This is a genomic window from Rhodopseudomonas sp. BR0M22 (assembly GCF_010907035.1).
GTDB lineage: Bacteria > Pseudomonadota > Alphaproteobacteria > Rhizobiales > Xanthobacteraceae > Rhodopseudomonas.
In genome coordinates this window covers 1-25,662 of record NZ_QUMK01000025.1, presented here as the reverse complement: position 1 = coordinate 25,662, position 25,662 = coordinate 1, and the positions used below count along the sequence as shown (strand labels likewise).

General features: G+C 65.4%; 21 protein-coding genes and 1 pseudogene. 17 read left to right on the top strand and 5 right to left on the bottom strand.

Annotated features, from left to right (window positions below):
* The first annotated feature begins 41 nt into the window (after positions 1–41).
* Together DY468_RS24970 and DY468_RS10320 are read left to right on the top strand one after the other, a co-directional pair.
* Positions 42–2,360 (top strand): ATP-binding response regulator, encoded by a 2,319-nt coding sequence (locus DY468_RS24970; RefSeq protein WP_164604727.1) that lies wholly within the window; start codon positions 42–44, stop codon positions 2,358–2,360.
* A complete protein-coding gene (locus tag DY468_RS10320) occupies positions 2,357–3,046 on the top strand; it encodes a response regulator transcription factor (protein WP_164604726.1) in 690 nt (229 codons plus the stop codon). The genes DY468_RS24970 and DY468_RS10320 overlap by 4 nt, the downstream gene beginning before the upstream one ends.
* A 66-nt stretch (positions 3,047–3,112) precedes the next feature.
* On the opposite strand, the gene DY468_RS10315 is transcribed toward DY468_RS10320, so the two are convergent.
* Positions 3,113–4,225: an HD domain-containing phosphohydrolase gene (locus DY468_RS10315; protein WP_164604725.1), complete on the bottom strand. Its 1,113-nt coding sequence runs from the start codon at positions 4,223–4,225 to the stop codon at positions 3,113–3,115.
* 281 nt (positions 4,226–4,506) lie between these two features.
* Here DY468_RS10315 and DY468_RS10310 point away from each other — a divergent pair, with 281 nt between their 5' ends.
* From DY468_RS10310 to DY468_RS10270, 9 genes are all read left to right on the top strand, one after another.
* On the top strand, positions 4,507–4,845 hold the full coding sequence (locus DY468_RS10310) for an STAS domain-containing protein (RefSeq protein WP_164604760.1): 339 nt from the start codon (positions 4,507–4,509) through the stop codon (positions 4,843–4,845).
* On the top strand, positions 4,830–5,195 hold the full coding sequence (locus DY468_RS10305) for a response regulator (RefSeq protein WP_110786846.1): 366 nt from the start codon (positions 4,830–4,832) through the stop codon (positions 5,193–5,195). The genes DY468_RS10310 and DY468_RS10305 overlap by 16 nt, the downstream gene beginning before the upstream one ends.
* Positions 5,192–7,252: a chemotaxis protein CheA gene (locus DY468_RS10300; protein WP_164604724.1), complete on the top strand. Its 2,061-nt coding sequence runs from the start codon at positions 5,192–5,194 to the stop codon at positions 7,250–7,252. Before DY468_RS10305 ends, DY468_RS10300 begins: the two co-directional genes overlap by 4 nt.
* On the top strand, positions 7,252–7,722 hold the full coding sequence (locus DY468_RS10295) for a chemotaxis protein CheW (RefSeq protein WP_164604723.1): 471 nt from the start codon (positions 7,252–7,254) through the stop codon (positions 7,720–7,722). The genes DY468_RS10300 and DY468_RS10295 overlap by 1 nt, the downstream gene beginning before the upstream one ends.
* Before the next feature lie 60 nt (positions 7,723–7,782).
* The gene (locus DY468_RS10290) at positions 7,783–8,271 is read left to right on the top strand and encodes a chemotaxis protein CheW (protein WP_164604722.1); all 489 of its coding nucleotides are present in this window, start codon (positions 7,783–7,785) and stop codon (positions 8,269–8,271) included.
* Positions 8,272–8,337: 66 nt separating this feature from the next.
* The gene (locus DY468_RS10285; protein WP_164604721.1) at positions 8,338–10,536 is read left to right on the top strand and encodes a HAMP domain-containing methyl-accepting chemotaxis protein; all 2,199 of its coding nucleotides are present in this window, start codon (positions 8,338–8,340) and stop codon (positions 10,534–10,536) included.
* Between the two features lie 171 nt (positions 10,537–10,707).
* Positions 10,708–11,550: a CheR family methyltransferase gene (locus tag DY468_RS10280; RefSeq protein WP_164604720.1), complete on the top strand. Its 843-nt coding sequence runs from the start codon at positions 10,708–10,710 to the stop codon at positions 11,548–11,550.
* Between the two features lie 20 nt (positions 11,551–11,570).
* Complete coding sequence (locus tag DY468_RS10275; protein WP_164604719.1) at positions 11,571–12,662, top strand: protein-glutamate methylesterase/protein-glutamine glutaminase; 1,092 nt, start codon at positions 11,571–11,573, stop codon at positions 12,660–12,662.
* A 4-nt stretch (positions 12,663–12,666) separates the two neighbouring features.
* Entirely contained in the window at positions 12,667–14,376 is a 1,710-nt protein-coding gene (locus DY468_RS10270; protein ID WP_164604718.1) for a methyl-accepting chemotaxis protein, read from the top strand.
* Positions 14,377–14,453: 77 nt separating this feature from the next.
* On the opposite strand, the gene DY468_RS10265 is transcribed toward DY468_RS10270, so the two are convergent.
* Positions 14,454–15,332, bottom strand: a complete 879-nt coding sequence (locus DY468_RS10265) for a LysR family transcriptional regulator (protein ID WP_164604717.1) — start codon at positions 15,330–15,332, stop codon at positions 14,454–14,456.
* Positions 15,333–15,459: 127 nt separating this feature from the next.
* Here DY468_RS10265 and DY468_RS10260 point away from each other — a divergent pair, with 127 nt between their 5' ends.
* The 6 genes from DY468_RS10260 to DY468_RS10235 all read left to right on the top strand — a co-directional run bounded on the left by DY468_RS10260 (position 15,460) and on the right by DY468_RS10235 (position 21,412).
* Positions 15,460–16,614 (top strand): ABC transporter ATP-binding protein, encoded by a 1,155-nt coding sequence (locus DY468_RS10260; protein WP_164604716.1) that lies wholly within the window; start codon positions 15,460–15,462, stop codon positions 16,612–16,614.
* 7 nt (positions 16,615–16,621) lie between these two features.
* Positions 16,622–17,566: a carbohydrate ABC transporter permease gene (locus DY468_RS10255; RefSeq protein WP_502706219.1), complete on the top strand. Its 945-nt coding sequence runs from the start codon at positions 16,622–16,624 to the stop codon at positions 17,564–17,566.
* A complete protein-coding gene (locus tag DY468_RS10250) occupies positions 17,563–18,399 on the top strand; it encodes a carbohydrate ABC transporter permease (protein ID WP_164604714.1) in 837 nt (278 codons plus the stop codon). Before DY468_RS10255 ends, DY468_RS10250 begins: the two co-directional genes overlap by 4 nt.
* Positions 18,400–18,421: 22 nt before the next feature.
* Positions 18,422–19,702 (top strand): ABC transporter substrate-binding protein, encoded by a 1,281-nt coding sequence (locus tag DY468_RS10245; protein ID WP_164604713.1) that lies wholly within the window; start codon positions 18,422–18,424, stop codon positions 19,700–19,702.
* 64 nt (positions 19,703–19,766) lie between these two features.
* On the top strand, positions 19,767–20,591 hold the full coding sequence (locus DY468_RS10240) for a phosphodiesterase (RefSeq protein ID WP_164604712.1): 825 nt from the start codon (positions 19,767–19,769) through the stop codon (positions 20,589–20,591).
* Complete coding sequence (locus DY468_RS10235) at positions 20,588–21,412, top strand: phosphodiesterase (RefSeq protein ID WP_164604711.1); 825 nt, start codon at positions 20,588–20,590, stop codon at positions 21,410–21,412. The genes DY468_RS10240 and DY468_RS10235 overlap by 4 nt, the downstream gene beginning before the upstream one ends.
* A 6-nt stretch (positions 21,413–21,418) precedes the next feature.
* Here the strand turns inward: DY468_RS10235 and DY468_RS10230 are convergent, their stop codons facing one another.
* The 3 genes and pseudogenes from DY468_RS10230 to DY468_RS10220 all read right to left on the bottom strand — a co-directional run.
* Positions 21,419–23,059 (bottom strand): potassium channel family protein, encoded by a 1,641-nt coding sequence (locus DY468_RS10230; RefSeq protein WP_164604710.1) that lies wholly within the window; start codon positions 23,057–23,059, stop codon positions 21,419–21,421.
* Positions 23,052–25,331 (bottom strand): ATP-binding protein, encoded by a 2,280-nt coding sequence (locus tag DY468_RS10225; RefSeq protein ID WP_164604709.1) that lies wholly within the window; start codon positions 25,329–25,331, stop codon positions 23,052–23,054. Before DY468_RS10225 ends, DY468_RS10230 begins: the two co-directional genes overlap by 8 nt.
* A 90-nt stretch (positions 25,332–25,421) precedes the next feature.
* Positions 25,422–25,662: pseudogene (locus DY468_RS10220) on the bottom strand (hypothetical protein); the annotation flags it as partial.

The following is a 25,662-nucleotide window of genomic DNA, read 5'->3' as shown; positions in this document are numbered from 1 at the left end:
CCGCGCAAAACGCGCGATGACGGTTGGTTGAAGGAGCAGCAGTGACGACTTGGCCCGCGGAGTTGACTCGCCCGTTGATGTTGCGAGAGCAGGAGCAGTTGGTCGACGAGACGATCAAGCTCGCACAGGACCGAGGCTATTCCGACAGAACGAGCTCGCTGCGCGCGGCATGGACCGAATCGATCGAGAGCCTGAACGACGGGCTGGTCGCCTATCTGGCCGATTCGATGCGCGGTGGCGGACACAACGGGCGCTACGACTACCGCGTCGACAGTCGGTTCACCCGGCTACGCCAAGCCGCGCAGGCTCACCACGACCTCGGTATCCCGCTCGAACTGCACAATGGCCTCTTCAAGGTCTACCATCAGGCCTACCGCGAACACTTCACGGGGCTTCTGGCTTCGGCGTCTGCCGAAGACGAACTCGCGCTGCGGCTCTCGCAGCCCGAAGAATTCATGCGAAGGCTCGACGATTTTTTCGGCGAGGCCGAGCTCGCCATGTTGGCCCCTTGGGCGACGACCGAACACAAAGAAAGCGCGTTCTCCGAGGCTCAGAGACGCCTCGCGCGTGAGCGCGACCAATACTTCGCCGCTTTCGAGAGCTTACGTAACCCTGTCCTGATCGTCGCCGAAGGCGGCAAGCTGATCACCGCCAATCAGGCGGCGCTCCAGACGTTTGCGGGCGTCTCGGAGCCGGGCGGGCTGAATTATCGCCTGGCTCTGCAACCCCATCGCCATGATCTGCAGGCTGTCGTCGATCAGATCGTCGGCGTAGCCGGGAGCGAATGGGACGCCATCTGGATGCCGACCAGTCGTGGCAGCCGATGCTTCGATATTCGGTTGCGGCGCATGGAGGATACGGCCAACAAACTCGAGGCATCGCTGATCCTGCTGCTGCATGATGTCACGGAGCATCGGGCGGCAATTTCCAAGGCGCGCGAATCCGAGCGCATGATGTCGGCATTTCTGGCGGCGATGTCCCACGAAATTCGTGGTCCGCTTCACAGCATCCTGGGGATCGTGGGCCTGATGAAGGGAGCGGACGGCTCCCAGCAGCGCGAACTCGTCGACCTTCTCGAAGTCTCGGCGCGGTCGCTGAATTCGACGCTCGGCAACGTCATGAATTTCTCGCGCTTCGAGCACCAGGCGCCGGTGCCGCGACGCGAGAAGGTGGTCTTGAGCAAAGCTCTCAACGACGTCATCCGCCTGAAGGGCGTGTTCGCGCGGCAGCGAGCGATTCCGCTGCGGCTCGATATTGCCGAGGGAGTGCCCGATGAGGTCAAGCTCGATTGGTCGATGTTCGAACAGATCCTCGGCAATCTGATCCAGAACGCATTACGCTACGATGATGGCCGCGGGGTCGAGGTCGGTGCCCGGCTCGATGGAAGCTGGCTCGTCTTCAGCGTGTCCGACCACGGCCCCGGTCTGCCCGAAGAAATCGCCGAGATGCTCAAGCATCCGCCGAGCGAGCTGCGGCCGCGGGTCACGCACCGAACCGGTTCGGGTCTCGGTCTGGCGATCGCGCAGCGGATGACGCTCGCGCTCGGCGGAAGCCTCGCTGCGGTCGAGGAGCGCGACGGCGCCGTCCTCGAACTCCGTTTGCCTCTCGTCCTTCCGGATCCGGGAGCGATCGTCGACAGCGGCGGTGTCGTCCAAAAGGTGCTCGGTCTGAGCTGCCTGCTGATCGATGACGACGACATCAACGCATGGGTCACGACCGCGATGCTGGAGCGGGCCGGTCTGGCGGTCGATCATGCGCAGACCCTGGCGGAGGCCAATATGCTGCGCCATGCCGCATCGGATCATTATGACGTCTTCATCGTCGACTATCGCCTTCCCGACGGGACGGGTGTCCAGTTCGCGCAGGAACTCCGGCGTGATCCGGCCTACAGCGCCACACCGCTGTTTCTGCTGAGCGCGAATGTGGATGTCGTGCGCGAGTCGGCGGAGCAGTCCGGCCTGTTCACCGCCCTGCTTCAGAAGCCGCTCGATGCCGAAGCTCTGTCAAAGGCAGTCTATGGGCTCTCGCCGCGGCCCGCCGACATGCTCGGTGGATTATCCGTCGCCGCGCGGACCCGGATGGCCGAGGCATTCTTGCAGAGCTGGGTGGAATTTCGATCGATGTTGAGCGAGATCAAGCCAGGGTATCCCGATATTGCGCTCACTGCGCAGGCCCACAAGCTGGCGAGCGGTTCGGCGATCTTCGGACTCGACGATCTTGCCACAATGTTGCGTCAACTCGAGCAAGCCGGCGTGGAGCGGGCGCCTTGGTCGGTCACGGGGCCGATCATTGGCCGTCTACTCGCCTATGTGATCCCCGAAGAACGTCTGGAAGCCGAGCTGACGAAGCGATCACCATGAGTTCTCCTGCGAAAATTCTCCTGGTCGACGACGATGTGGTGATTCACTACATGATCGAAGACATCACGAGGCAGATGGGACACTCGATCACCTGCGTGGCCGACGGAGCCGGTGGACGAGCCGCACTCAAGGACGATCATTTCGATCTCGTCATTCTCGACAGGCGTCTTCCCGACACCGACGGTCTGCTCCTTGCTCAGGACATACAGGCCGACCCGCGATCGTCCTTCATCGTTCTTTCGAGTCTGGCGACGCCGAACGATGAGTTGCTGGGGCTCGGTCTCGGGGCTCTCGACTACGTCGCCAAGCCGGTCGAGCCGGCCGTTTTGAAGGCCCGCATGGAAAGGCACCTTGCGACGCGGCGCGACGCGCCCGCCCCAGCCACATTGTCGATCGGCAAGACGTTCCATCTCAATCCGGTGACCCGCCGGCTCAGCGTGGCGGGACGAACCGAGTGCCTTTCGCCGGCAGAGTGCCGCCTTCTGGCTCATTTCATGCAGAACATCGACATCCCTCAAAGCCGCAGCGACATCAGCAGGGCCATCGGGGGACGGGAGTGGGTTTATGGCGACCGCACAGGTGACGTGCTCGTGTCCCGAATCCGCAAGCGCATCGCCGGGAGCGCGCTGCAGATCATCACGGTTCACAGTCTCGGCTATTCGTTGACCGAGGACCCAGACGTGTAATCGATCGTCCGGCGCTGCGCGAGGCGCGGTGGGGTCTCTCCGCGATGTCCGGGGCTGCCGGGCCGGTCAGGCTGCCGATGGGCTGTGCTCTGCAACGTCCGAGTTCAGCGCAGGCTGGAGCGAGGCTTCGTCTTTCGGATGAAGCTGCAGTCGGTCCGTCGCGATCCCGACGACTTCGTCCCAGCGTGCCAGGAAGACGTCGACGCAGGTCGGATCGAAGTGCTGTCCACGGCCGTTTTCGAGGTGCTGCCGCGCCACCGGAAGCGGCATCGCCTCCTTGTACGGGCGGGCGGTCGCCAGCGCGTCGAACACGTCCGCGACCGCGACGATGCGCGCCGCGATCGGAATCTCCTCGGCCTTGAGCCGGTTCGGATAACCTTTGCCGTCCCAGCGCTCGTGATGGCCGATGGCGATGTCGGCGGCGAGCTGAATCAGTTCGCATCGGCTGCCGGCCAGGATCGAAGCGCCGATCGTGGTGTGAGTCTGCATCACGGCGATCTCGTCCGGCGTCAGCTTACCCGGCTTCAGGAGGATATGGTCGGGGGTGGCGACCTTGCCGACATCGTGCAGCGGGGCGGCCAGGTAAATGTCGCGGCACAGCCGTTCCGGCAGTCCCAGTCCTTCTGCAATCATCCTGCTGTATTTTGCGACCCTCAGGGTGTGATCGCCGGTGTCGTTGTCGCGGTACTCGACCGAGAGCGCCAGCCGCAGGATGATCTCTTCCTCGCGCTCCTGCAGCGCACGGGTGGCGCGCGCCACTTCGCTGGCGAGCAGCGCGGCTCGGTCGTTCAGCTTGCGGACCGCATAGCCGAGCCGGATCATGTTGCGGAGCCGGACCTGGGTCTCGAGATTCTTCGGCCGCTTCGGGAGGAAGTCGGTCGCACCCGCGTCGAGCGCATGCAGCCGCACCTCGTCGCTTTCGATCGAAGTGATCATCACGATCGGAATGTCGGCGAATTTGGGAAGGGATCGCAGCCGCCGGATCAGGCTGATGCCGTCCATCTTCGGCATTTCATAATCGGCAAAGACGATGTCGATGTCGATGTTGCGGGCCGAAGCAAGCGCCTGCAACGGGTCTGTAAAGGCGAACACATGGACCTGTCCGTCCGCCTCGATCGTCCGCGTCAGATACTCAAGTGCCGACCGACTGTCGTCGACAACCAGTGCTTGAATGAGCATTTTATTCAACCTGAAATATACGTGCGCCGAAACTGACTCTATCAGTTACCTCTTAAGTGCGAACTAAGCGTCTGCCGCCTGTGTATCGTTTGATCAAATAGCCGAACGGGGAATTACCTAGTAGTTATCCGTAGTGTCGACGTTTGAGCCATGCGTTGGCGCCTCGGGGCTTTGCGCACCAGCGGTGTAGTACACTAAATTAATAATTGCGCGTCACGTTCAGCGGTATCGACAAAGTAATCGTGCGGCGACCGCGAGTCGCCTCGCGGCTGGGGCGTGCAATGACGTTAGAACCCACCGAAGCGGGAGGCGCGCTTCGGCTGCCTTCCGATTGTAGTATCTCGTCTATCCGAAGTATTCACGAGAGCATTCAGGAAGCGCTCGGTCGCCTGGGAGCGCTCGAGATCGACTGTTCGGAAGTCAATCGAGCCGACCTCACCTCGATCCAGCTCCTGCTTTCGACTGCGAAGACCGGGGCGGCCCAAGGGCGCCCGGTGGTGCTGACCGAGCTCTCCGAAGTCCTCCGTAACACCATTGAGCGCGCCGGCTTCACCGACGGCGCGATGATCGACCAGCATTTCCCGCAGAAGAAAGGTGGCTCGCAATGGCCACGATCCTGACCGTCGACGATTCGCCCAGCATTCGCCAAATGATCAAGGTGACGCTCGAGCCGGCCGGCCACAGCGTCCTCGAAGCCGGCGACGGCGCCCAGGGCCTGTCGAAGGCGCAGGCCACCAAGGTCGACCTCGTCATCACCGACCTCAATATGCCGGTGATGAACGGCCTCGAGCTGATCAAGGCGCTGCGCAAGCAGCCCAACCTGGTCGGCCTGCCGATCGTGTTCCTCACCACCGAGTCCAATGACGCGGTCAAGCAGGAGGCCAAGAGCTGCGGCGCCACCGGCTGGATCACCAAGCCGTTCAAGCCGGAGCAACTGCTTTCCGTGGTGAGCAAGCTGGTGCGGTCATGACCACGATCGATCCGGCAGCAGTCTTTCGCCAAGAGGCGGCCGAGCTGTTCGAAGTGCTGGAAGCGGCGCTGCTCGATCTCGGCCAGAACCCCGACGACCGCGAGCTGGTCGATTCCGCTTTCCGCGCCCTACACACCATCAAAGGGTCGGGCGCGATGTTCGGGTTCGACAAGGTCGCCAGCTTCACCCACGAATTCGAGACCGCGTTCGAGCGCGTCCGCAAGGGTGAGATCAAGCCGACGCAGGATCTGGTTTCGGTCGCGCTCGCCGCCAAGGATTACATCCGCGCACTGATCGAAACGCCCGACGAGACCGACACGATCATCGGCGACGCGATCCTGGCCGATCTCAGCCGGTTCGTTTCGCCCGCCGAAGCCGTCGAAGCCGCGGTGTCGTCGCCCGTTTCATCGCCGGCCTCGACTCCGATGTCGGAGCGCCGCCAGGTCGGTTGGCATCTGCGCTTCGAATTCGACGCCCAGATCCTGCGCAACGGATCCAATCCGCTGGATCTGCTCGACGACCTCAGCAAGCTCGGCTCCTGCTTCGCGACGCCGCTGACCGACGGCATCCCGTTCCTCGACGAACTGGTGCCCGAGGATTGCTATCTGAAGTGGGACGTCTCGCTGCATTCGGACTGCGACAAGGCCGCGATCGACGACGTCTTCATGTTCGTTGTGGACGAGATGCAGCTCGTTCTGGAGCCGCTGTTCGAGGGCGAGGCTCCGCAGCCGGTGCCGATGCTCGACCTGCCCGAGGTCTCGATTGTGCCGCCCGAGCCGCCGCAGGTTGCCGAGCCGACAACGCCTGCGCCGCAGCCGGCCGCGGCCGCCGCGCCGGCGGTGGAGCGTCGCAGCGGCGAGCCGCGCCGCGCCGACGATCGCGGCATCGCCACTGTCCGGGTTCAGGCCGAGCGGCTCGACGAATTGATGGACCGGGTCGGCGAACTGGTGATCGCGCAGGCGCGTCTGAGCCAGCTTGCGGCCTCCGGCAACGACATTTCGATCAAGCTGATCGCCGAGGAGATCGAGCGTCTGGCCTCCAGCCTGCGCGACACCACCATGGGGGCCCGGATGGTCCCGATCGGCTCGCTGTTCGGCCGCTTCCGCCGCCTGGTGCACGACCTGTCGCGCGACCTCAGCAAGCCGGTCGAGTTCGTCACTTCGGGCGAGGATACCGAGCTCGACAAGACGATGATCGAGTGCCTGGCTGATCCGCTCGTCCATCTGATCCGCAACGCGATCGATCACGGCATCGAGCCGCCGGCCGCGCGGGCCGCCGCCGGCAAGCCGGAGCAGGGCCGGATCGAACTCGCCGCCGTGCACGCCGGCGCGCAGGTCCTCGTGACCGTGAAGGACAATGGCGGCGGTCTGAACACCGCACGGATCCGCGCCAAGGCCGAAGAACAGGGCCTGATCGCTCCGGGCGCTTCGGCGACCGACCAGGAGATCCATCAGTTCCTGTTCCACCCCGGCTTCTCGACCGCACAGACCATCTCGGCTCTGTCGGGGCGCGGCGTCGGCATGGATGTGGTCAAGCGCACCATCGAAAACATGCGCGGCTCGATCGATCTCTCCACCGTGACCGGCGAGAGCACCACCATCACGCTGCGCCTGCCGCTGACGCTGGCGATCATCGAAGGTCTGCTGATCCGTGTCGGCAGCGGCCGTTACATCATTCCCCTGTCCGCGGTGGAAGAGTGCGTCGAACTCACCGCCGAGGACGAACGCTCGCGCAGCCGAAACTTCCTGAACGTCCGCGGCAATCTCGTGCCGTTCCTGCGCCTGCGCGACGTCTTCGATGCCGACGGCGAGCCGGATCAGCACCAGAAGACGATCATCATTTCGACCGGCGAGACCCGCGTCGGCTTGGTGGCCGATCAGATCATCGGCAACCACCAGACCGTGATCAAGTCGCTGTCGAAGCTGCACTCCAACGTCACGATTTTCTCCGGCGCCACCATCCTGGGTGACGGGACCGCCGCGCTGATCCTCGACGTGGTGCAGCTCGTCGCCCTCGCCCAGGCGCAGGCGGAGAAGCAGATGAGCGAGGCAGCCTGATGAATAGCGACAGAGTTCGAAGCGCAGCCGACGGCGATGCCGACGCGATGCAGGTGGTGATGATCGGGCTCGGCGACGAGAAGTTCGCGCTCGACGCCGGGACGGTCCGCGAAATCATCGATCCGATTCCGGCCACCAAGGTCGCCGGCGCCAAGGCGTTCGTGCCCGGCGTGATCAACGTCCGGGGCAACGTCATCCCGTTCGCGGATCTGCGCATCCGCTTCGGCATGCCTGTGCTGAGCCACACCGCCGACAGCCGCATCGTGGTGATCGAAGTCCGCATCGACAACGAGCCGGTGCTGGTCGGCGTCAGTGCCGATCGCGTCTACGAGGTCACCGAGATTTCTCGCACAGACGTGCAGCAGACGCCCCGCGTCGGCATGCATTGGAGGCCGGAATACATCCGCTTCATCACCAAGTGGCGCGACGAGTTCGTGGTCGTCCCGAACATGGAACGGATTCTGAATTGAACGCCCTCGGCCCGACATCCGGCAGTGCCTGCCGCCAACCTACGCTGAAGTGAGGAAGACATGGCCGAAACGGCGCAATATCTGACGCTCGGACTTGCCGGCGAGACGTTCGGCATGGCGATCCGCAACGTGCGTGAAATCCTCGACATGCGGCCGATCTCGCGGCTGCCGCATGCGCCCGAATTCATGCTGGGCATGATCGACGTGCGCGGCACCGGCTATCCGATCCTCGATCTGCGGCTGAAGCTCGATCTGCCGCCAGTGCCGCCCACCGAGGCGACCCGGATCATCATTCTCGACGTGCCGGTCGCCGGCCGCGTCGTCGGCATCGGCTTCGTCGCCGACTGTGTCTACGAAGTGACCGATATCGAGGAGAGCTCGCTCGAGCAGATCCCCGACGTCGGCGGCAAGTGGAAGTCGGACTACATCGCCGGCATCGGTCGCAAAGGCGATCGCTTCGTCATCATCTTCGATCTGGCGCGCCTGATGGCCGGCACCGACGTGTCCGCCGACGCTGCCGCGAACCCGTCGAACGACCTGGCGGCGTGAGCCGCCAGGTCCGGATCTGTTGTTGCGTGAGTTTGGCCCAAATCTTCGACCTCAAGGAATCTCGAAATGAGACTGACTGTCAAAGCAAAGCTGGCCGGCGCCTTCGGCGTCGTGATCCTGCTGTCCGCCATCACCGGCGGAATCGCCTACGTCAAGCTGACGCACCTCGCTGAAACGTCCGAAGGGCTGGTGCAACGCTCGGCGCGGATCGACAAGGCCGGCGAATTGCAGAACCAGATCCTCTACCAAGCCCGCGCCCAGCGGGACGTCATCATCGCCTCGACCGATTCCGAACTGCGGAAGGTCACCGACGAGGTGAAGCAGTATCGTAAGGATGCTATTCGGACCCGCGACGAGATCACGGCGTCGGCCACCGAGGCCGGCAAGCGGCTGATGGAGAAGTTCTCCGCCTCCTATGAACGACTGGAGGCGACCGAGGATCAGATCATCAAGTTCGCGATGCTCAATTCCAACAACCGGGGCGCTCAGCTCTGGGCCTCAGAAGGCGCGCCGATCGTCAAGGATTGGAATGAGGCGATCAACACCACGCTGGCCGAGGCTCGTAAGCTGCCGGTGTCGGCGGAGCGTGCGAATGCGCTGATCTCGGTCCTGTCACTTCGTGCCGAAGGTGAGGCCGTTCAAAAGAACCTCGGTTTCTCGTTTTACGCATCCACTCTCGAGGATCTCGCCTCCACCATCAAGGCATTGGGGGACGCGACCGACCGGTTGCGCTCGGACGCGCAGCAGAGTGTCACCGCGCTGTCCGCCGCAGGACTGTCGTCGTCGGCGATCGTCGGCCAGGCCGAACGCGTCGTCAAGATCGCCGGCCGGGTGTCCGACATCGTGAAGGAAGGCGGCAATATCCGCGCCGCGGCGCTCGCGTCGACCGAAGGCGTTGCGGCCACGAATGCCGCGATCCAGGCGACGACCGACTATGTGAACTATGTAAAGAAGGCGATGGCTGAAATGAGCGAGCAGGCGGCGGCCGACGCTGCCAGCGCCAAGCTGCTGCTGATCAGCATCGTGATCGCGTCGCTGCTCGCGGCGGTCGCTTCGGCCTTCTGGATCGCGCTCAACATCAGCCGCGGCCTCGCCCGTGCGGTGGGCCTTGCCGACGCCGTGGCGATCGGCGATCTCAGCCAGAAGATCGATGTCTCGAGCAACGACGAAATCGGCGATCTGGTGAAGTCGCTGAACGCGATGACCGCCAACCTCAATGCCACCGCCGGCGTGGCCGACGAGATCGCCCGCGGCAATCTCACCATCGAGGCCAAGCGGCTGTCCGAGAAGGACACGCTCGGCATCGCGCTGGAGCAGATGGTCGAGAAGCTGCGTCAGATCGTGTCGGAAGCGCTCACCGCGGCTCAGAACGTCTCCGCCGGCAGCCAGGAACTCTCGGCCAGTGCCGAGCAGCTCTCGCAGGGTGCCACCGAGCAGGCGTCGTCGGCCGAGGAAGCCTCCTCGTCGATGGAAGAGATGGCTGCCAACATCAAGCAGAACGCCGAGAACGCCAGCCAGACCGAAAAGATCGCCGCGCAGTCCGCCAAGGACGCCGAGGCCAGCGGCACCGCGGTGGGCCGTGCGGTTCAGGCGATGCAGACGATCGCCGAGAAGATCACCATCGTGCAGGAGATCGCACGGCAGACCGATCTTCTGGCGCTCAACGCCGCGGTCGAAGCGGCCCGCGCCGGCGAGCACGGCAAGGGCTTCGCGGTGGTCGCCTCGGAAGTCCGCAAGCTCGCCGAACGCAGCCAGGCGTCCGCCACCGAGATCGGCGAACTCTCCGGCGAAACCGTGCGGGTCGCGCAGGAAGCCGGCGACATGCTCGCGAAGCTGGTGCCGGACATCAAGAAGACCTCCGAGCTGGTGCAGGAAATCTCGTCGGCCTGCCGCGAACAGGACGTCGGGTCGTCGCAGATCAACCAGGCGATCCAGCAGCTCGACAAGGTCGGCCAGCAGAACGCCAGCGCCTCCGAGCAGGTCTCCTCGACCTCCGAAGAGCTTGCCTCGCAGGCCGAGCAACTGCAGTCGACCATCGCGTTCTTCCGCATCGAGCAGGGCGCGTCCATGTCGCACAGCGCTCCGCTCGACAAGGCGGTCACGCAGCTTCGCGCCAAGGCCGCCCACATGGCAGCCGTCGATCGCGGCCCTAAGAAGCAGCCGGCTGTGAAGCCGCAGCGTCAGCTCAAAGCCGCTGGCGGCGGTGGCTTCGCCTTCGCGCTGGGTGACGGCGAAGACGACCGCGACGCCGACTTCCAGCGCTGAGCGGAAGGCGGAAGGCGGGACAGTGCGCCCGCCGGTCCGAACCTGACAAAGGTGAACGCCCCGACCGGGCGTTCACCTTCCCCACGCGCCGGATGGCCGTCGCGCCATCGACGGCACTGGTTGCACGTTGCGAGACGAGCGGTCGTTGGACCGATAGTTCGAGTATCCCCTATGGTCCAAGCTAATCGTCAATTGTCGGACAGGCAGTTTCGTTCGCTGGCTGAGCTGATCGAAGGGCAGGTCGGCATCAAGATGCCGACCGCCAAGCGTCTGATGCTGGAGGGGCGTCTCCACAAGCGCGTGCGGGCGCTGAACTATTCGGGCGTCAGCGAATATGTCGACAACCTGTTCGACAAAGCGGTGCTCGACGAAGAGCTGACGCATCTGATCGATGTCGTCACCACCAACAAGACCGACTTTTTCCGTGAGCCGCAGCACTTCGAATTTCTCAGAACGGTGGCTGTACCGGAGCTTCTCAAGCTGCCCGACCGCAAATCCAACGATCTGAAGATCTGGAGCTCTGCGTGTTCGACCGGCATGGAGGCCTACACCATCGCCATGGTGCTGGACGACATGGTGCAGGCCGGCCGCCGGTTTCAGTTTCGGATCCTCGGAACCGATATCTCGACCGCGGTGCTGCGCGTCGCGACGGCCGCGATCTACAATCGCGACGTGATCGCGCCTGTGCCGGCGCCGTTCATCGAGCGTTACTTCCTGACCTCGCGGGACCGAGCCAGGCAAGAGGTGCGGGTGGTGCCGGAGCTGCGCCGCCTGACGAACTTCTCGCGGATGAACCTGATGGATTCGTCCTATCCGGTGGACCGCGATGTCGACATCATTTTCTGTCGTAACGTCCTGATCTATTTCGATCGCGAGACTCAGCGCAAAGTGGTCGAGCAATTATGCTCGCATCTGCGGCCGGGCGGCTATCTGCTGGTCGGCCACTCCGAGTCGATGATTCACAGCGCTCTGCCGAAGTTAAGGCAGGTTCAACCAACCGTCTTTAAACTCTAGGGATGATTGGAGCGCATCAGATGCCGAAGCAGAAGGTCAGGGTCCTCATCGTCGACGACTCCGCCTCGGTGCGACAGGTCCTTGGTAGCATCCTCGGCGAAGATCCCGAGATCGAGGTGATCGGCACCGCGTCCGACCCCTTCGTCGCAGCGAAGCGGCTGCAGAACGAGTTGCCCGATGTCATCCTGCTCGACATCGAGATGCCGCGGATGGACGGCATTACGTTTCTGCGCAAGATCATGGCGCAGCATCCGATTCCGGTGGTGATCTGCTCGTCGCTGACGCCCGAGGGCTCGGACCTGATGTTCGAGGCGTTCGAGGCCGGCGCCGTCGATATCGTGCCCAAGCCACGGGTCGATACCCGGCAGGCGCTGATGGAGAGTTCCGGCCGGCTGCGCGAGGCGATCAAGTCCGCCGCACGCGCCCGGGTCCGTCCGCGCGCGGCACGCAAGGTGATCGAGCAGAAGCTGACGGCGGACGCCATCATCCCGCCGCCGGTGGCCGGCCGCTCGCGCCCGACCACCGAGCGGATCGTGTGCATCGGCGTGTCGACCGGCGGCACCGAGGCGCTCTACGACGTGCTGGAAGTGCTGCCGCCGAATTGTCCCGGCATCCTGATCGTTCAGCACATGCCGCAGGGATTCACCGCGGCGTTCGCCAAGCGGCTCAACGCCGGATGCCGGATCAATGTGAAGGAAGCCGAGGATGGCGATCCGGTGCTGCCCGGCTGGGCCTATATCGCGCCGGGCGCCCGCCACATGCTGCTGGTCCGCAGCGGCCTGCGCTATCAGATCGCCATCAAGGACGGCCCGCCGGTGTCGCGGCATCGGCCGTCGGCGGACGTTCTGTTTCGCTCCGCCGCCCAATATGCCGGCGCCAATGCACTCGGCATCATCATGACCGGCATGGGCGACGACGGCGCGCGCGGCCTGCTCGAGATGCGTAAGCTCGGCGCCTACACCTGCGCGCAGGACGAAGAGAGCTGCGTGGTGTTCGGCATGCCGAAGGAAGCGATCGCCTGCGGGGCGGTCGAGAAGGTGGTGCCGTTGAACCAGATTCCGCGCGAGATCATGGCTTGGCAACAAGCGCAGCAACCAGCCTCGGCGGATTGATCGCGTGTCCTCATTGAAACATCCGATCGCCGACGCCGTTGCGTCGATCGAACTGGTCGCGTCCCGGATCGAGACCACTTTCGCTCAGGTCGGCGGCCAGCTCGGCGAAGGTCACGGCATCTTCCAGGGGCTCAACGAGGCGCTGACCGACCTCGCCCGCGAACTCTCGTCCGCGCAGATCGAGGGCGCATCGGGTGCGCTGCGCGACATCGCCGGCCGGCTGAAAAGTCTCGCCGACACGCTGCCGGCCGAAAGTGCGCTGCTCGACCAGCTTCGCGGCAATGTCGCCGAAGCGGGGACTTTGCTGAAGCAGCTCCTCAAGCATGTCGAGATGATCACCACCATCGCCCGCAGCGCCAGGATCGAGTCGGCCTCGCTCGAAGGTGACCGCGAGGGCTTCATCGCCTTCACCCGTGAGGCCTACGATCTCGGCAGAACGGTGCAATCGTCGATCGAAGCCTGCGTCAGGGATCAGCAGTTGCTCGCCGCCGCGGTGGAAACCACCTGGGGCCATCAGAGCGAGTTCGAACGGCGCTATCGGCCGCAGCTCGGCGCTTCCGGCGGCGAACTGATGTCGGCGTTCTCCGATCTCGGCCGGCAGCGCAGCGACAGCGTCGGCGTTGCCGAACTGGCGGGCAGCAGCGCGCGAACCATCAGTGAGGCGGTCGGACGATCGATCGTGTCGCTGCAGGCCGGCGACAGCACCCGTCAGCGGCTCGAGCACGTCTGCGAAGGGCTGCGGCGCGCCGCTGATCCGGAGCCGACGCTGGTGCCGGACATCGTCGAAGTCCAGCCGTTGCCCCGGCTGCTGGTCAATCTCGAAGCCGCACAGTTGCAGGACGCCCAGCAGGAGTTCGACGCTGGCATCGCCGACATCGTCCGGGCGCTGTCGACGATTCTCGCCGAGGTCGCCACGCTGGTCGAGAAGGGCCGCTCGTTGCACGGCGGCCGCGAGGGCGGGTCCGCTTCGTTCCTGTCGCGGGTGCGGCAGACTTTGGCCCAGGCGTCGAACCTGATCGCGATGTGCGAGGATGGCGGACGCTCGATCGACGAAGCCTTGAGCGTGGTCGAAAGCACGCTGGAGAAGTTTCGCGACGCGATCGCCAACCTGTCCGACTCCGTGGTCGACATCTCGCTGATCGGCATGAACGCCGGGCTGCGCGCCGGCCATCTCGGCGTCAAGGGCCGCGCCTTCGTGGTGATCGCGCACGAGATGAAGCTGACCGCGGATCAGATGACCGGCGCGGCGATCCGGCTGCGGCCACTCCTGGAGGAGATCGGCAAGGTCGGCGACGATCTGCGGAAGTCGCGCGCCAACAGCGACCAGACCAATCTGACCAGCATGGAGACCGCCATTCTCCATACGCTGCACGACGTCGAGGCCGGTAACGACCGGCTCGGCGGACTGATCGGCCGCCTGATCGACGAAGGCGCCAAGTTCGATGCGGTGATGAACGGCGCCCGCGAGCAGATGACGTCGCTGGGATCCAGCGCGTCGGCGCTGCCGACGGTGGCACATAGTCTCGAAGAGGCGGGCGGTGATCTGGGCCGCCCCACTTTCGGCGATCACGACGAAGCCGTGCTCGATGAGCTTTACGCTCGCTACACGATGGAGCGGGAGCGCGATGTGCATCGCACGTTCCTGCTGCCGTTCGGGATCACCACCAGGCAGCAGGCGCCCGCCGCGAGCGATTGCGACTTCGAGCTGTTTTAGGTGCCGACCGTCTAGGCGCCGGTTACCGAGCCGGGCCGACCGCAGCGGGTCGCAACGATTATCGCTTTCCTTCCCGGCTATCCGCGCGGCGGCGAGTGCGCGCCGCTCGCGAGGAAGAACAGCTCGACCAGCCGCCCTTTCTTGCCGGCCAGCGCGAAGATGCACTCCGGGGCTTCGGCGTCGAGTTCGGCGATCGGCACCTTGGCGATGCGGTCGACCCGGCTGGAGCCGTGCTCCCACATGAAGCCGACGCCGAGATGGTTGGCGACCGCCTCCAGCATGCCCTCGCGGGTGTTGACCACGATCGACGGGACCGGACGCAGGCCGGCAGTGCGGAATGCGCGATCGACGGCGCGCTGTGTTGAAGAATCGCGGGTGCGGAACACCAGCGGATAGCGCATCAGCTCGGCGATCGTCACCTGCGGTTTCTTCTTCAGCGGATGGGTCGGATGGCATAGCGCTACGACGCGCTGCTCCAAGCAGATCTCGCGGCGGAAGCGCCGGTCGGCCGGCACGTCCGGTAGCACGCCGATATCGACGCGCTGATCGACCACGGCGGCGACGATCGCCGACCAGCTTCCGATTTCGATCGCGACCTGCACCTTGGGGTACATCTGCTTGAAGGTTGCGATCAGCGCCATGCCGGGCATCGAGTTGCCGAGCCCGACGCGCAGTTCGCCGCCGGCCAGCTCCTCGCGTTGCGACAGGATCGACAGCGCATCGGTCTCCACCGCCTGCATCCGGCTGGTGGCACCGTAGAGTTGCCGGCACAGCGAGGTCGGAATCAGATTGGCGCCATGGCGCTCGAACAGCGTCACGCCGAACTCACCTTCGAGTTCGCGCACCGATTGTGCCACCGCCGATTGCGTCACGCCGATCCGCCGCGCCGCGGCTGCAAAGCTGCCGGCATCGAAAACGGCGTTGACGGCGCGCACCCGCGCCGACGTCAGAGCCATTGCGCTCGCTGCTCCGTATCACCAGGAAACCTGGTGAGGGTCATAAGCCAAGCTGCTGACCGTTATGTGACTGTCAGACGCTGCCCTTAACCCTGTGCCGCATTGCAACGAGGCCAGGGGACAGGTGATGGCGAAGATCGAGCTCAGCGCGATCCGCAAATCGTTCGGCGACACCGAAGTCCTCAAGGGCGTCGATCTGTCGATCCACGACGGTGAGTTCGTGTCGCTGGTCGGCCCGAGCGGATGCGGCAAGTCGACACTGCTGCGGGTGATCGCCGGCTTGGAGCCGCAGAGCTCCGGCGAGGTGAAGATCGGCGGCGTTGCGGTCGATCACGTCCGGCCGAGCGCGCGCAATCTCGCGATGGTGTTTCAATCCTACGCGCTGTATCCGCATCTATCGGTGTTCGACAACATCGCGGTGCCGCTGCGGATGAAGCGGCTGTCGGCGCTGGAGCGGGCGCCACTGCTGGGCCGGCTGCTGCCGAACCGCTACCGCGTCGAGCGCGGCATCCGCGCCGATGTCGAGCGCGTCGCGTCGCAGCTCGAAATCTCGCCGCTGCTGACGCGCAAGCCAGGGCAGCTGTCAGGTGGCCAGCGCCAGCGGGTTGCGGTCGGACGCGCTTTGGTGCGCGAGCCGGTCGGCTTCCTGTTCGACGAGCCGCTGTCCAATCTCGACGCCAAACTCCGCGTGCATATGCGCGCCGAAATCGCTCAGCTGCATCGCCGGCTCAAAGCGACTTTCGTCTACGTCACGCACGATCAGGCCGAGGCGATGACGATGTCCGGCCGGATCGCCGTGATGATCGGCGGCGAGCTGGTTCAGGTCGGCACGCCGAGCGATGTCTATGACAATCCGCGCGATATCCGCGTCGCCGAATTCATCGGCAGCCCCAAGATCAACGTGCTGCCGGGTGCGGTGCAGGCCGACGGCCGCATCGTGATGCTCGATCGCGTGCTGGCGGCCCGCGCCGCGGCGAGCACCGGTCCCTGCCGTGTTGCGATCCGGCCGGAGCGTCTGAGCCTCGGCGGCGGCGATCTGTCCGGCGTCGTCGTGCACGTCGAGAACATGGGCGCCGAAGCCTTCGTGCATCTCGGCTGCGACGGGCTGACCGATCCGGTGGTGATCCGGCTCGACGATCCGCTGCGGCTGCCGGCGATCGGCAGCACCCAGCGGTTCGGCTTTGCGCCCGAGGCGATCCGGCTGTTCGATGCCGCCGGTAAGCGGATTGCGATCCGCACCGAAGCCTCGGTCGAGATGATCCGCGAGGTGGCTCATGTCTGAGGTCGCGATGTCTGACACTGTCGTCTCGCTGCGCGATCTCGATGCGCTGCCCAAGGCGCGCGCGTCGGCCAAACCGCGTCGCCGTAGTCGCAGCACCGTCGCCTACGGTCTGGTCGCACCGGCGTTCACGCTGATGCTGTTGATGCTGCTGGGGCCGCTCGCCGGCGTCATCGCGCTGTCGTTCACCGATTATCAGCTCGGCGCACCGTCGTTCGCCTGGATCGGCCTTGCCAATTACCAGCAGCTGTTCGCCGATCGGGTGTTCTGGATCTCGCTGACCAATACGCTGACCTATGCGGTGATCGTGGTGCCGGGCTCGGTCGCCCTCGGCCTCGGCGTGGCGATGCTGATCGAGAGCGGCACGCATCTCCGTGCCTTCTATCGCACCATCTACTTCCTGCCGGTGATGGCGACCCTGATCGCGATGGCGATCGTGTGGGAGTTCATGCTGCATCCGCAGTTCGGTCTGGTGAACGGGCTGATCAAGATGGTCGGCCTCGCGCCGCATCCGTGGCTGCAGGATCGCGGCACCGCGCTGTACGCGCTGTGCGTGATCGGAATCTGGCAGGCGGTCGGCTTCAACATGGTGCTGTTCCTCGCCGGGCTGATGTCGATCCCCAAGCATCTCTATGACGCCGCCGAGATCGACGGCGCGGCGAGTGCGTGGTCGCGGTTCCGGCTGGTGACGTGGCCGATGCTCGGGCCGGTGACGCTGTTCGTGGTGGTGATCACCGGCATCCGCTCGTTCCAGGTGTTCGACACCGTGCACGTCCTCACCAAGGGCGGCCCGTCGAAATCCACCGAAGTGCTGATCCACACCATGTACATGGAAGGCTTCGAGTTCTTCCGCTCCGGCTATGCCGCCGCCGTGACCGTGGTGTTCCTCGGCCTCGTGTTGTTGCTGACCCTGGTGAAGTCGCGGCTCGCCGCCAAGCAGGTGCACTACGCATGAGCGCCGCGCGACGAAGCCTGATCCGCTCCAGCCTCCGCCACGCCGCTCTGATGTGTGGAGCCGTGCTGATGCTGGCGCCGTTCGTCTGGATGCTGTCGACGGCCTCCAAGCCGCCGGACGAGATTTATTCCAGCGACCTTCATCTGATCCCGCATCATTTCGCGCTGTGGGACAATCTGCGCATCGCGTTCGGCAAGGCCGATCTCGGCCGCTTCCTGCTCAACGGCGTGATCGTCACGGTGGCGATCTTCACCTGCCAGGTGCTGGTCGCACTGCCGGCCGCCTATGCGCTCGCCAAGCTGCGCTTCCTCGGGCGCAAGGCGCTGTTCGCGCTGGTGCTGTTCGGCATCCTGATCCCGCCGCAGGCGACCGCGATCCCGGTGTTCCTGCTGCTGTATCAGCTCGGCGCGCTCGACAGCTACGCGGCACTGGTGTTGCCGTTCACCATCTCGGTGTTCGGCATCTTCCTGATGCGGCAGTTCTTCATGACCGTGCCGGACGATCTGCTCGACGCCGCGCGGATGGACGGGATGTCGGAGTTCGCGATCGTCTGGCGGGTGATGCTGCCGACCGCGATCCCGGCCGTCACGGCGTTCGGCATCTTCTCGGTGGTGGCGCATTGGAACGATTATTTCTGGCCGCTGATCGTACTCAACAGCCAGCAGTATTACACGCCGCCGCTCGCGGTCGCGCATTTCCGCAACGCCGAGGCGGGCACCAGCTACGGCCCGCTGATGGCGGCCGCGATCGTGATCATCACCCCGCTCGTCGTCGCCTTCCTGCTCGCGCAGCGCCGCTTCATCGAAGGCATCACTTTGACCGGACTCAAGTAATCCAACCCAACAGGAGACCGATATGCTGAAGAGATGGATCGCCGCAGCCGCGATGACGCTGGTTGCGGGTATCGCCCACGCCCAGCAGCAGACCGAAGTGGTGCTGCAGTTCCCGTATCCGGAGCTGTTCACCGAGACCCACAAGCGGATCGCCGAAGAGTTCGCCAAGGTGCATCCGGAGATCAAGGTGACGTTCCGTGCACCTTACGAGTCGTATGAAGAGGCCACCCAGAAGGTGCTGCGCGAGGCGGTGACCAATCAGCTGCCGGACGTCACCTTCCAGGGCCTGAACCGCATCCGCGTTCTGGTCGACAAGAATATCCCGGCGCCGCTCGACGGCTACATCGCGGCCGAGAAGGATTTCGACAAGCAGGGCTTCCATCAGGCGATGTACGACATCGGCACCGCCAGCGGCAAAGTCTATGCGCTGCCGTTCGCGATCTCGCTGCCGATCGTCTACGTCAATCTCGACCTGGTGAAGCAGGCCGGCGGCGACGTGAACAACCTGCCGACCACCTGGGACGGCCTGTTGGATCTGGCCAAGAAAGTGAAGGCGCTCGGCCCCGACACCAACGGCATCACCTATGCCTGGGACATCACCGGCAACTGGCTGTGGCAGGCGCCGGTGTTCTCGCGCGGCGGCACCATGCTCAACGCCGATGAAACCAAGGTGGCGTTCGACGGCCCCGAAGGCCAGTTCGCGATGCGCACCATCGCCCGCCTGGTCACCGAAGGCGGCATGCCGAATCTCGACCAGCCGTCGATGCGCGCCACCTTCGCGGCCGGCAAGACCGGCATCCACATCACCTCGACTTCGGACCTGAAGAAGACCACCGACATGATCGGCGGCAAGTTCGCGTTGAAGACCATCGCGTTCCCCGACGTGGTCAAGCCGAACGGCCGGCTGCCGGCCGGCGGCAACGTCGTGCTGATCACCGCCAAGGACAAGGCCAAGCGCGACGCTGCCTGGGAAGTGGTGAAGTTCTGGACCGGCCCGAAGGGCGCGGCGATCATGGCCGAGACCACCGGCTACATGCCGCCCAACAAGGTCGCCAACGACGTCTATCTGAAGGACTTCTACGAGAAGAACCCGAACAACTACACCGCGGTCAGCCAGCTCGGCCTGCTGACCAAGTGGTACGCGTTCCCCGGCGACAACGGCCTGAAGATCACCGACGTGATCAAGGACCACCTCAACTCGATCGTCTCCGGCGCGCGCGCCAAGGAGCCGGACGCGGTGCTGGCGGACATGAGCCGCGACGTCCAGGCCCTGCTGCCGAAGACCGTCGGCGCCGCCAAGTAACGCGCGGACAAACTCGCGACGGAGTGCATCCTGCGCTCCGTCGCGTCTCGTTTTGGAGCGGGCCATGAAACTGATCCATCTCAGCGACATCCACCTCACCACGCCGGGCGCGACGATCGGCGGACGCAATCCACGGCTGAATTTCGAGCGGGCGCTGACCCATATCCTGCGCGACCATCACGATGCCGAGCTGATGGTGATCACCGGCGACCTGTCGGACTGGGGCGACGCCGACGACTATCGCTGGCTGAAAGCGCAGATCGACGCGTTTCCGATTCCGGTGCGGCTGTGCATCGGCAATCACGATTCCCGCGAGACGTTCCTGAGCGTGTTTCCGGACTATGCCGACGAGCACGGCCTGGCGCAGGGCGTGGTCGACACGCCGGCCGGTCGCTGCCTGCTGCTCGACACCGCCGAGGCCGGCACCCATGCGGGGCGCTATTGCGAGACGCGCAGGGCGTGGCTGAGCCGGCAGCTCGCCGAACATCCCGGGCCGTTCCTGCTGTTCATGCATCACAATCCGATGCCGACGCATCTGGCCCCGATGGATCAGATCCGGCTGCTCGACGATAGCGCGTTCCGCCAGATCGTCGGCCGGCATCGCGACCGCATCCGCCATATCTTCTTCGGCCATTGCCATCTGCCGCTGGCCGGCTCGGTGGCCGGCGTGCCGGTCAGCTCGCTGCGCGGCACCAACCATGCCAGCTATCCGCTGTTCTCAGAGCGCCGGATGCTGAGCGCTTCCGACCTGCCGGAATCCTACGGCGTGGTGTTCTTCGGCGACGACTACGTCACCGTTCACATGGTCGAGTTCGGCTACACCGGCGAGGTCCGGGTCGAGGGCTCGCCCGACTACAACGCCTGGAACAGGGAGACCATGCTGCGATGAAGTTCGTCGTTCTCACCGATACGCATTTCGTCGCCCGCGGCCGCCGCATCTACGGGCTCGATCCCGCCGAGCGGCTCAGTGCCGCGGTGGCCCGGATCAACCGCGAGCATCCCGACATCGCGTTCGTGATCGTCACCGGCGATCTGGCGCATTGGGGCGAGGAGCCGGCCTACGACAATCTGGCTTCGGTGTTGGCGGGATTGCGCGCGCCGACCATGCTGATGATGGGCAATCACGACAAGCGCGAGGCCTTCGCCAAATTCTTCCCCGGCGTGCCGCGCGATGCGAACGGCTTCGTGCAGACCATGCAGGTGTTCGAGGCGGCGACGATCGTCACGCTGGATACGCTGAACGAGGCCGCGCCCGATCATTCCGGGCTGTTGTGCGACGCGCGGCTGGCGTTCCTCGAACACGCGCTGGCGGAGGCGCCCGCCGACCGGCCGCTGCTGCTGTTCCAACATCACCCGCCGTTCGACACCGGGCTGCGCTACATGGATACGATCCGGCTCGCCAATCCGGACGCCGAGTGGGAGGTGATCGCCCGCACCCGCACGCCGGACTATCTGTTCATGGGGCACCTGCACCGGCCGATTTCCGGGGTGTGGCGCGGCATCCCGTATCACATCCAGCGCGGGCTGGCGCATCAGGTCGCGTTCGATCTGGTGGCCGAGGGCCACATTCCCGGTTCGCACGAGCCGCCGGACTACGCCCATGTCAGCGTCGAGGCCGACCGTATCGTCATCCACCAGTGCTCGTTCATGTACGACGGGCCGCTGTTCTCGCTGCACGACAGCGTCGCGTTGCATCGCGTCTCGTTCTGACGCGTCTCAGCGGCCTCCGAGCCGCCGCTGCTGTGTTGCACGGACAGCTGCGGAGCCGACGCACAGCAGCGTATCGCCTGGCTGCAGCACGGCTTCGTCTGCGGGGGTCTCGATCGTGGTATCGCCTCGGATCAGCCGCAGCACGATCGCACGTTGCCGCAGCGGGTGCGCGGCGTCGTGGTGCTCCGGATCGACGCACAGGCCGGCCACCGTCGGCGGCTGTCTCGGCGCGCCGTCGCTGCCCACGAGGTTCGGTGCATGGTCGGCGTCGAGCACCGTGCTCCAGAACTGCGGCGTCTCGTTGCCGAGCGCGGCGCGCAGCCGCTCCGACAGCGTGAAGGCCCAGAACGCATCCTGGTGACGTGCGGCTTCGAGGAAGTCCGCCAAGAGCGGCGTGCGCAGCGCGGCCAGACACTGATTGGCGATGATCTCGCTCGGCACCATGGTGATGTCGGCGCCGAGCTTGGCGAACAGCATCCGGCTGGCGCGCTGGTTCTGCCGCGCGATCACGAAGATTTCCGGTTTCAACCGCCGCGCCGCCAGCGCGATCGCCAGATTCTCGGCGTCATCGTCGGTGCCCGCGACGATACCTGACGCATGGCCGATGCCGGCCTCGTGCAGCGCCGCAACATCGGCGCCGCGGCCGTGGACGGCATGACGACCATCGACCCGTGAGCCGACCGGGTCGATCACTGCGGCGGTGAAGCCGCCGCGCTGCACGGCGGCCACGACCTCGCGGCCGAACCGGCCGTAGCCGCAGACAATCCAATGCCCGGGCGCCGCCGGCATTCGCGCCGGCGCGCTCGGAAACAGATAGGCGCCGGGTGCGCTGGTCAGCCAGGCGGTCAGCCGGTAGACGTCCGGCGCCCGCATCGCCAGCGTCAGGTGTTCGGCGAACTCGCGGAACGGATTGATCACCCGGTGCGTGCCGAGCGAACTCATCGACGCCGCGGTCGCTTGCGTATCGGCGCGGCCGATCACCGGCAGGCCCGGCCGCAGGATCGAAGCCGCGATCGCGACCGCGAGGTTGACCTCGTCGTCGTTGCACAGCGTCAGCACGCCGCTGCATTCGGGCTTCATCAGGCCGGCGGCGGTGAGAGTTTCGGGCGAGCGGGCGTCGGCGACCAGCGCCGGCGCTTTGCCGTTCAGTCCCTCGATCTCGAGCTGCTGCACCGAGCGTTCGTCCTTGTCGATCGCGACCAGACGGGAACCGAGCTGGCGCAGCGCGTGCACCACGGTCATGCCGGTGTCGCCGAGCCCGCACACCAGATAGAACGGCTGATCGAGCTTTTCGACCGCGCGGCGAAACCGGCGGTCGACCAGCGCCTGCTGAAACGCCTTCTCCTGAACCAGGCTGAGCAGCGAACCCAGCAGCCACGCCCAGCCGATCACCGACAGATAGATGATGATGGTGACGAAGACGCGCTGTTGGTCGGTGAACGGATGCGGCAGTTCGCCGAAGCCGATCGTCGTTGCCGTGTAGGTGACGAAGTAGAACGCCTCGAACAGCGTCATCCGCCACGGGCGTCCATCGGCATCGATCCCCGGGATCAGCATTAGGCCGAGCGTCGACAGCGTAAACACCAGCGCCAGCAGGATCAGCGGCGGGCGCAGCCGCGACAGACCGAGGCGGACGATGCTACGCATCGCCGTGCTCCGCCTCGGGGGCGAGGGTGAAGTAGAACGTCGAGCCTTCGCCGGGGCGGGACTGCACCCAGATCCGCCCGCCGTGATGCGCCACGATCCGGCGCGTCATCGCGAGGCCGGCGCCGGCACCGTCCGCCCGTTGCTCCGGCTGGTCGACGCGGTGAAACATCTGGAAGATCAATTGCTGATCGGCGTCGGCGATCCCGACGCCGTTGTCGCGCACATAGTAGCGCGGCGGCGGACCGGCCTCGACGCCGATCTCGATCCAGCGTTCCGACTTGTCGTTGTAGCGGATCGCATTGCCGATCAGATTGGTGAAGACTTCGCCGATCCATTCGCGGTGGCCCTGCGCCGTGCCGAGCCGCATCGGCCGGCGGACGTCGATACGGTCTTCGGCGATCCGGCGCGCGAACGGCACCAGGGCGTCATCGAGCACGGCGTCGAGGTCGACCGTCTCGGAGGCTGCTTCGCTGCCGCCCCGGCTGCGGTCGAGCAGCGCATCGACCAGCGCGTCCATCCGTTGCGTCAGTTTCAGGATGGTGGCGACCTGCTGGCGGCCTTCCTCGTCGAGCGCCTCGCCCTGGCGGCGGCGCAGCGAGGTGGTGAGATGATGGATGCCGCGCAGATGCTCCTTGAGTTCGGCGGAGGCGACGTCGGTGTAGTGACTGAGCTCCGAATGCGATGCTTCGAGCGCCCGGTTGATCCGCTCGATCCGTCCCTTGCGGGTCGCGACGATCTCGGCGATGGCGGTTGCCAGCCGCGTAGCGGCATCCTTGTCGTCGTCGCGCCACGGCACCGCGCGGCCCTGCACGCTCTCCTTCCACAGCGCAAAGGAGTTGCGCGGCCGCAGCCGCTGCATCCCGTCCGCCTCGCTGATTTCGACCGGCTTGCGCGGGTCGCCGGCCCATTGCACGTCCTCGATCTGCTCGGGCCGCAGCCAGGCGATCAGCAGTGGCTGCTCGGGCAGCGGCCGTACCGCCAAAACACCGCTCGCCTGGCTGGCGACGGCTTGCGCGGCGGGGGCGAGATCCGGCAGCCGATCAGTGGCGAACACCGGCGCGGCGTGATCGAGCAGCCAGGTCGTCAGTTCGCGCAGCGGCCCGGGGGCTGGTGTGTCGCCGCGGGTTGCTAAGTCGCCGCCGGACAGCACCACAATGCCGCCGGCGTCGATCAGTGCGTTCAGCAAGTCGAGCGAGCCCGACGTGCGTAACGTTGCGCCGACGTCGGCCTCGTTGGTCAGCAGGCGGGTGAGTTCGTCTGCGGCTGCCTTACGGGCGCTGATCCGTTCGAACTGTTCGGCGTCTTCCTTGGCCGACATCAGCAGCGACAGCGTATGCGCAAGAAACTCCGCCGCCATCCGCATCTGATGCGAGATGTGGCGCGGCGCGGCATGATGCATCGCCGAGATCAGGCCCCACAGCCGGCCTTCCTTCACCAGCGGCATCACCAGCGTCGACTGCACGCCCATGTTCTTCAGATAGCCGGTGTACATCACCGAGACGCTGCGCAGGCTCGCAAAACTCATGTCGACCGGGCCGGTGACGAGCGGTGAGTTGGCGGCGAGCAGCGGCACCGGCGTGTAGCCGACATCCGGCAGGTGCCGCACCCAGCTCAGTGCGAACAGCCTCCGCGCCGGCGCCGGGATGTCGGTCGCGGGATAATGCAGCCCGAGATAGGGTTCGAGGTCGTCGCGCCTCGCTTCGGCGATCACCTGGCCGCTGCCGTCTTCGGCAAAGCGATAGGCCATCACCCGGTCGTAGCCGGTGAAGGCGCGGATCCGTTCGACGGCAAGATCGAAGAACGCCTGCACGCCCTCGGTCGCCTGCAGCGCGGCGAGGTCGCCGCGGACTTCGGAGTACAGGTTCGATGTCGTTCCGGCGGCCTCCGGCTCGGCTTTCTCGAACTCGAGAATGATCAGCCCGCCGCAGCGGTGGGCGAACAGATGCCAGCCCTGGTCCGAGCCGAGGAAGGACTCCCGCGCGATGTTGACCGGTCCGCTGTCGAGCGGCATCCGGTGCAGCGAGCCGATCAGGTCGCGCCAGCCCGGCCCGAGCACGGAAGCGATCGGGGCGCCGATCACCGCTTCGGGCGGCTTGCCGATGAACGCCGCGCAATTGGCGCTCGCGTGCAGCACCCGGTCGGATTGCTCGTCGACCGTGAGCATTGCGCCGTGCGGCTGGATCGCTTCCGGATATTGCACCAGCTCGCGGTCGCAGCTCGACAGATCGACGTTCCTGGCGGTGACGATGCCGCCGCTATCAGGCTCACCCATCACGTCCTCGCTCGGCCTCCCGCCATCCGCTCCGGCATCCGCCTGACGGCACAGCTTGTGATGGGACCGTGGCGGACGCTTTGACCCGGATCAGCGAGGTGGCAGGTTTCGCGCAGCTTCCAGATGCGGCGTCAGCAGGTCAACGACCACCCGGCGCTTGTCGCGCATGATCTCCGGCTCGCCCATCTGGCCGACTTCATGCAGCCAGGTGCCGCACCATTGAAACGGCCCGTCATAGGTGGCGAGACCTTCCCGGTACGGCACGAAGCGCGAGGGCGATTGCTGCAGCTTGGCACTGTCCCTTATACACATCTGACGCTGCCGACGACGG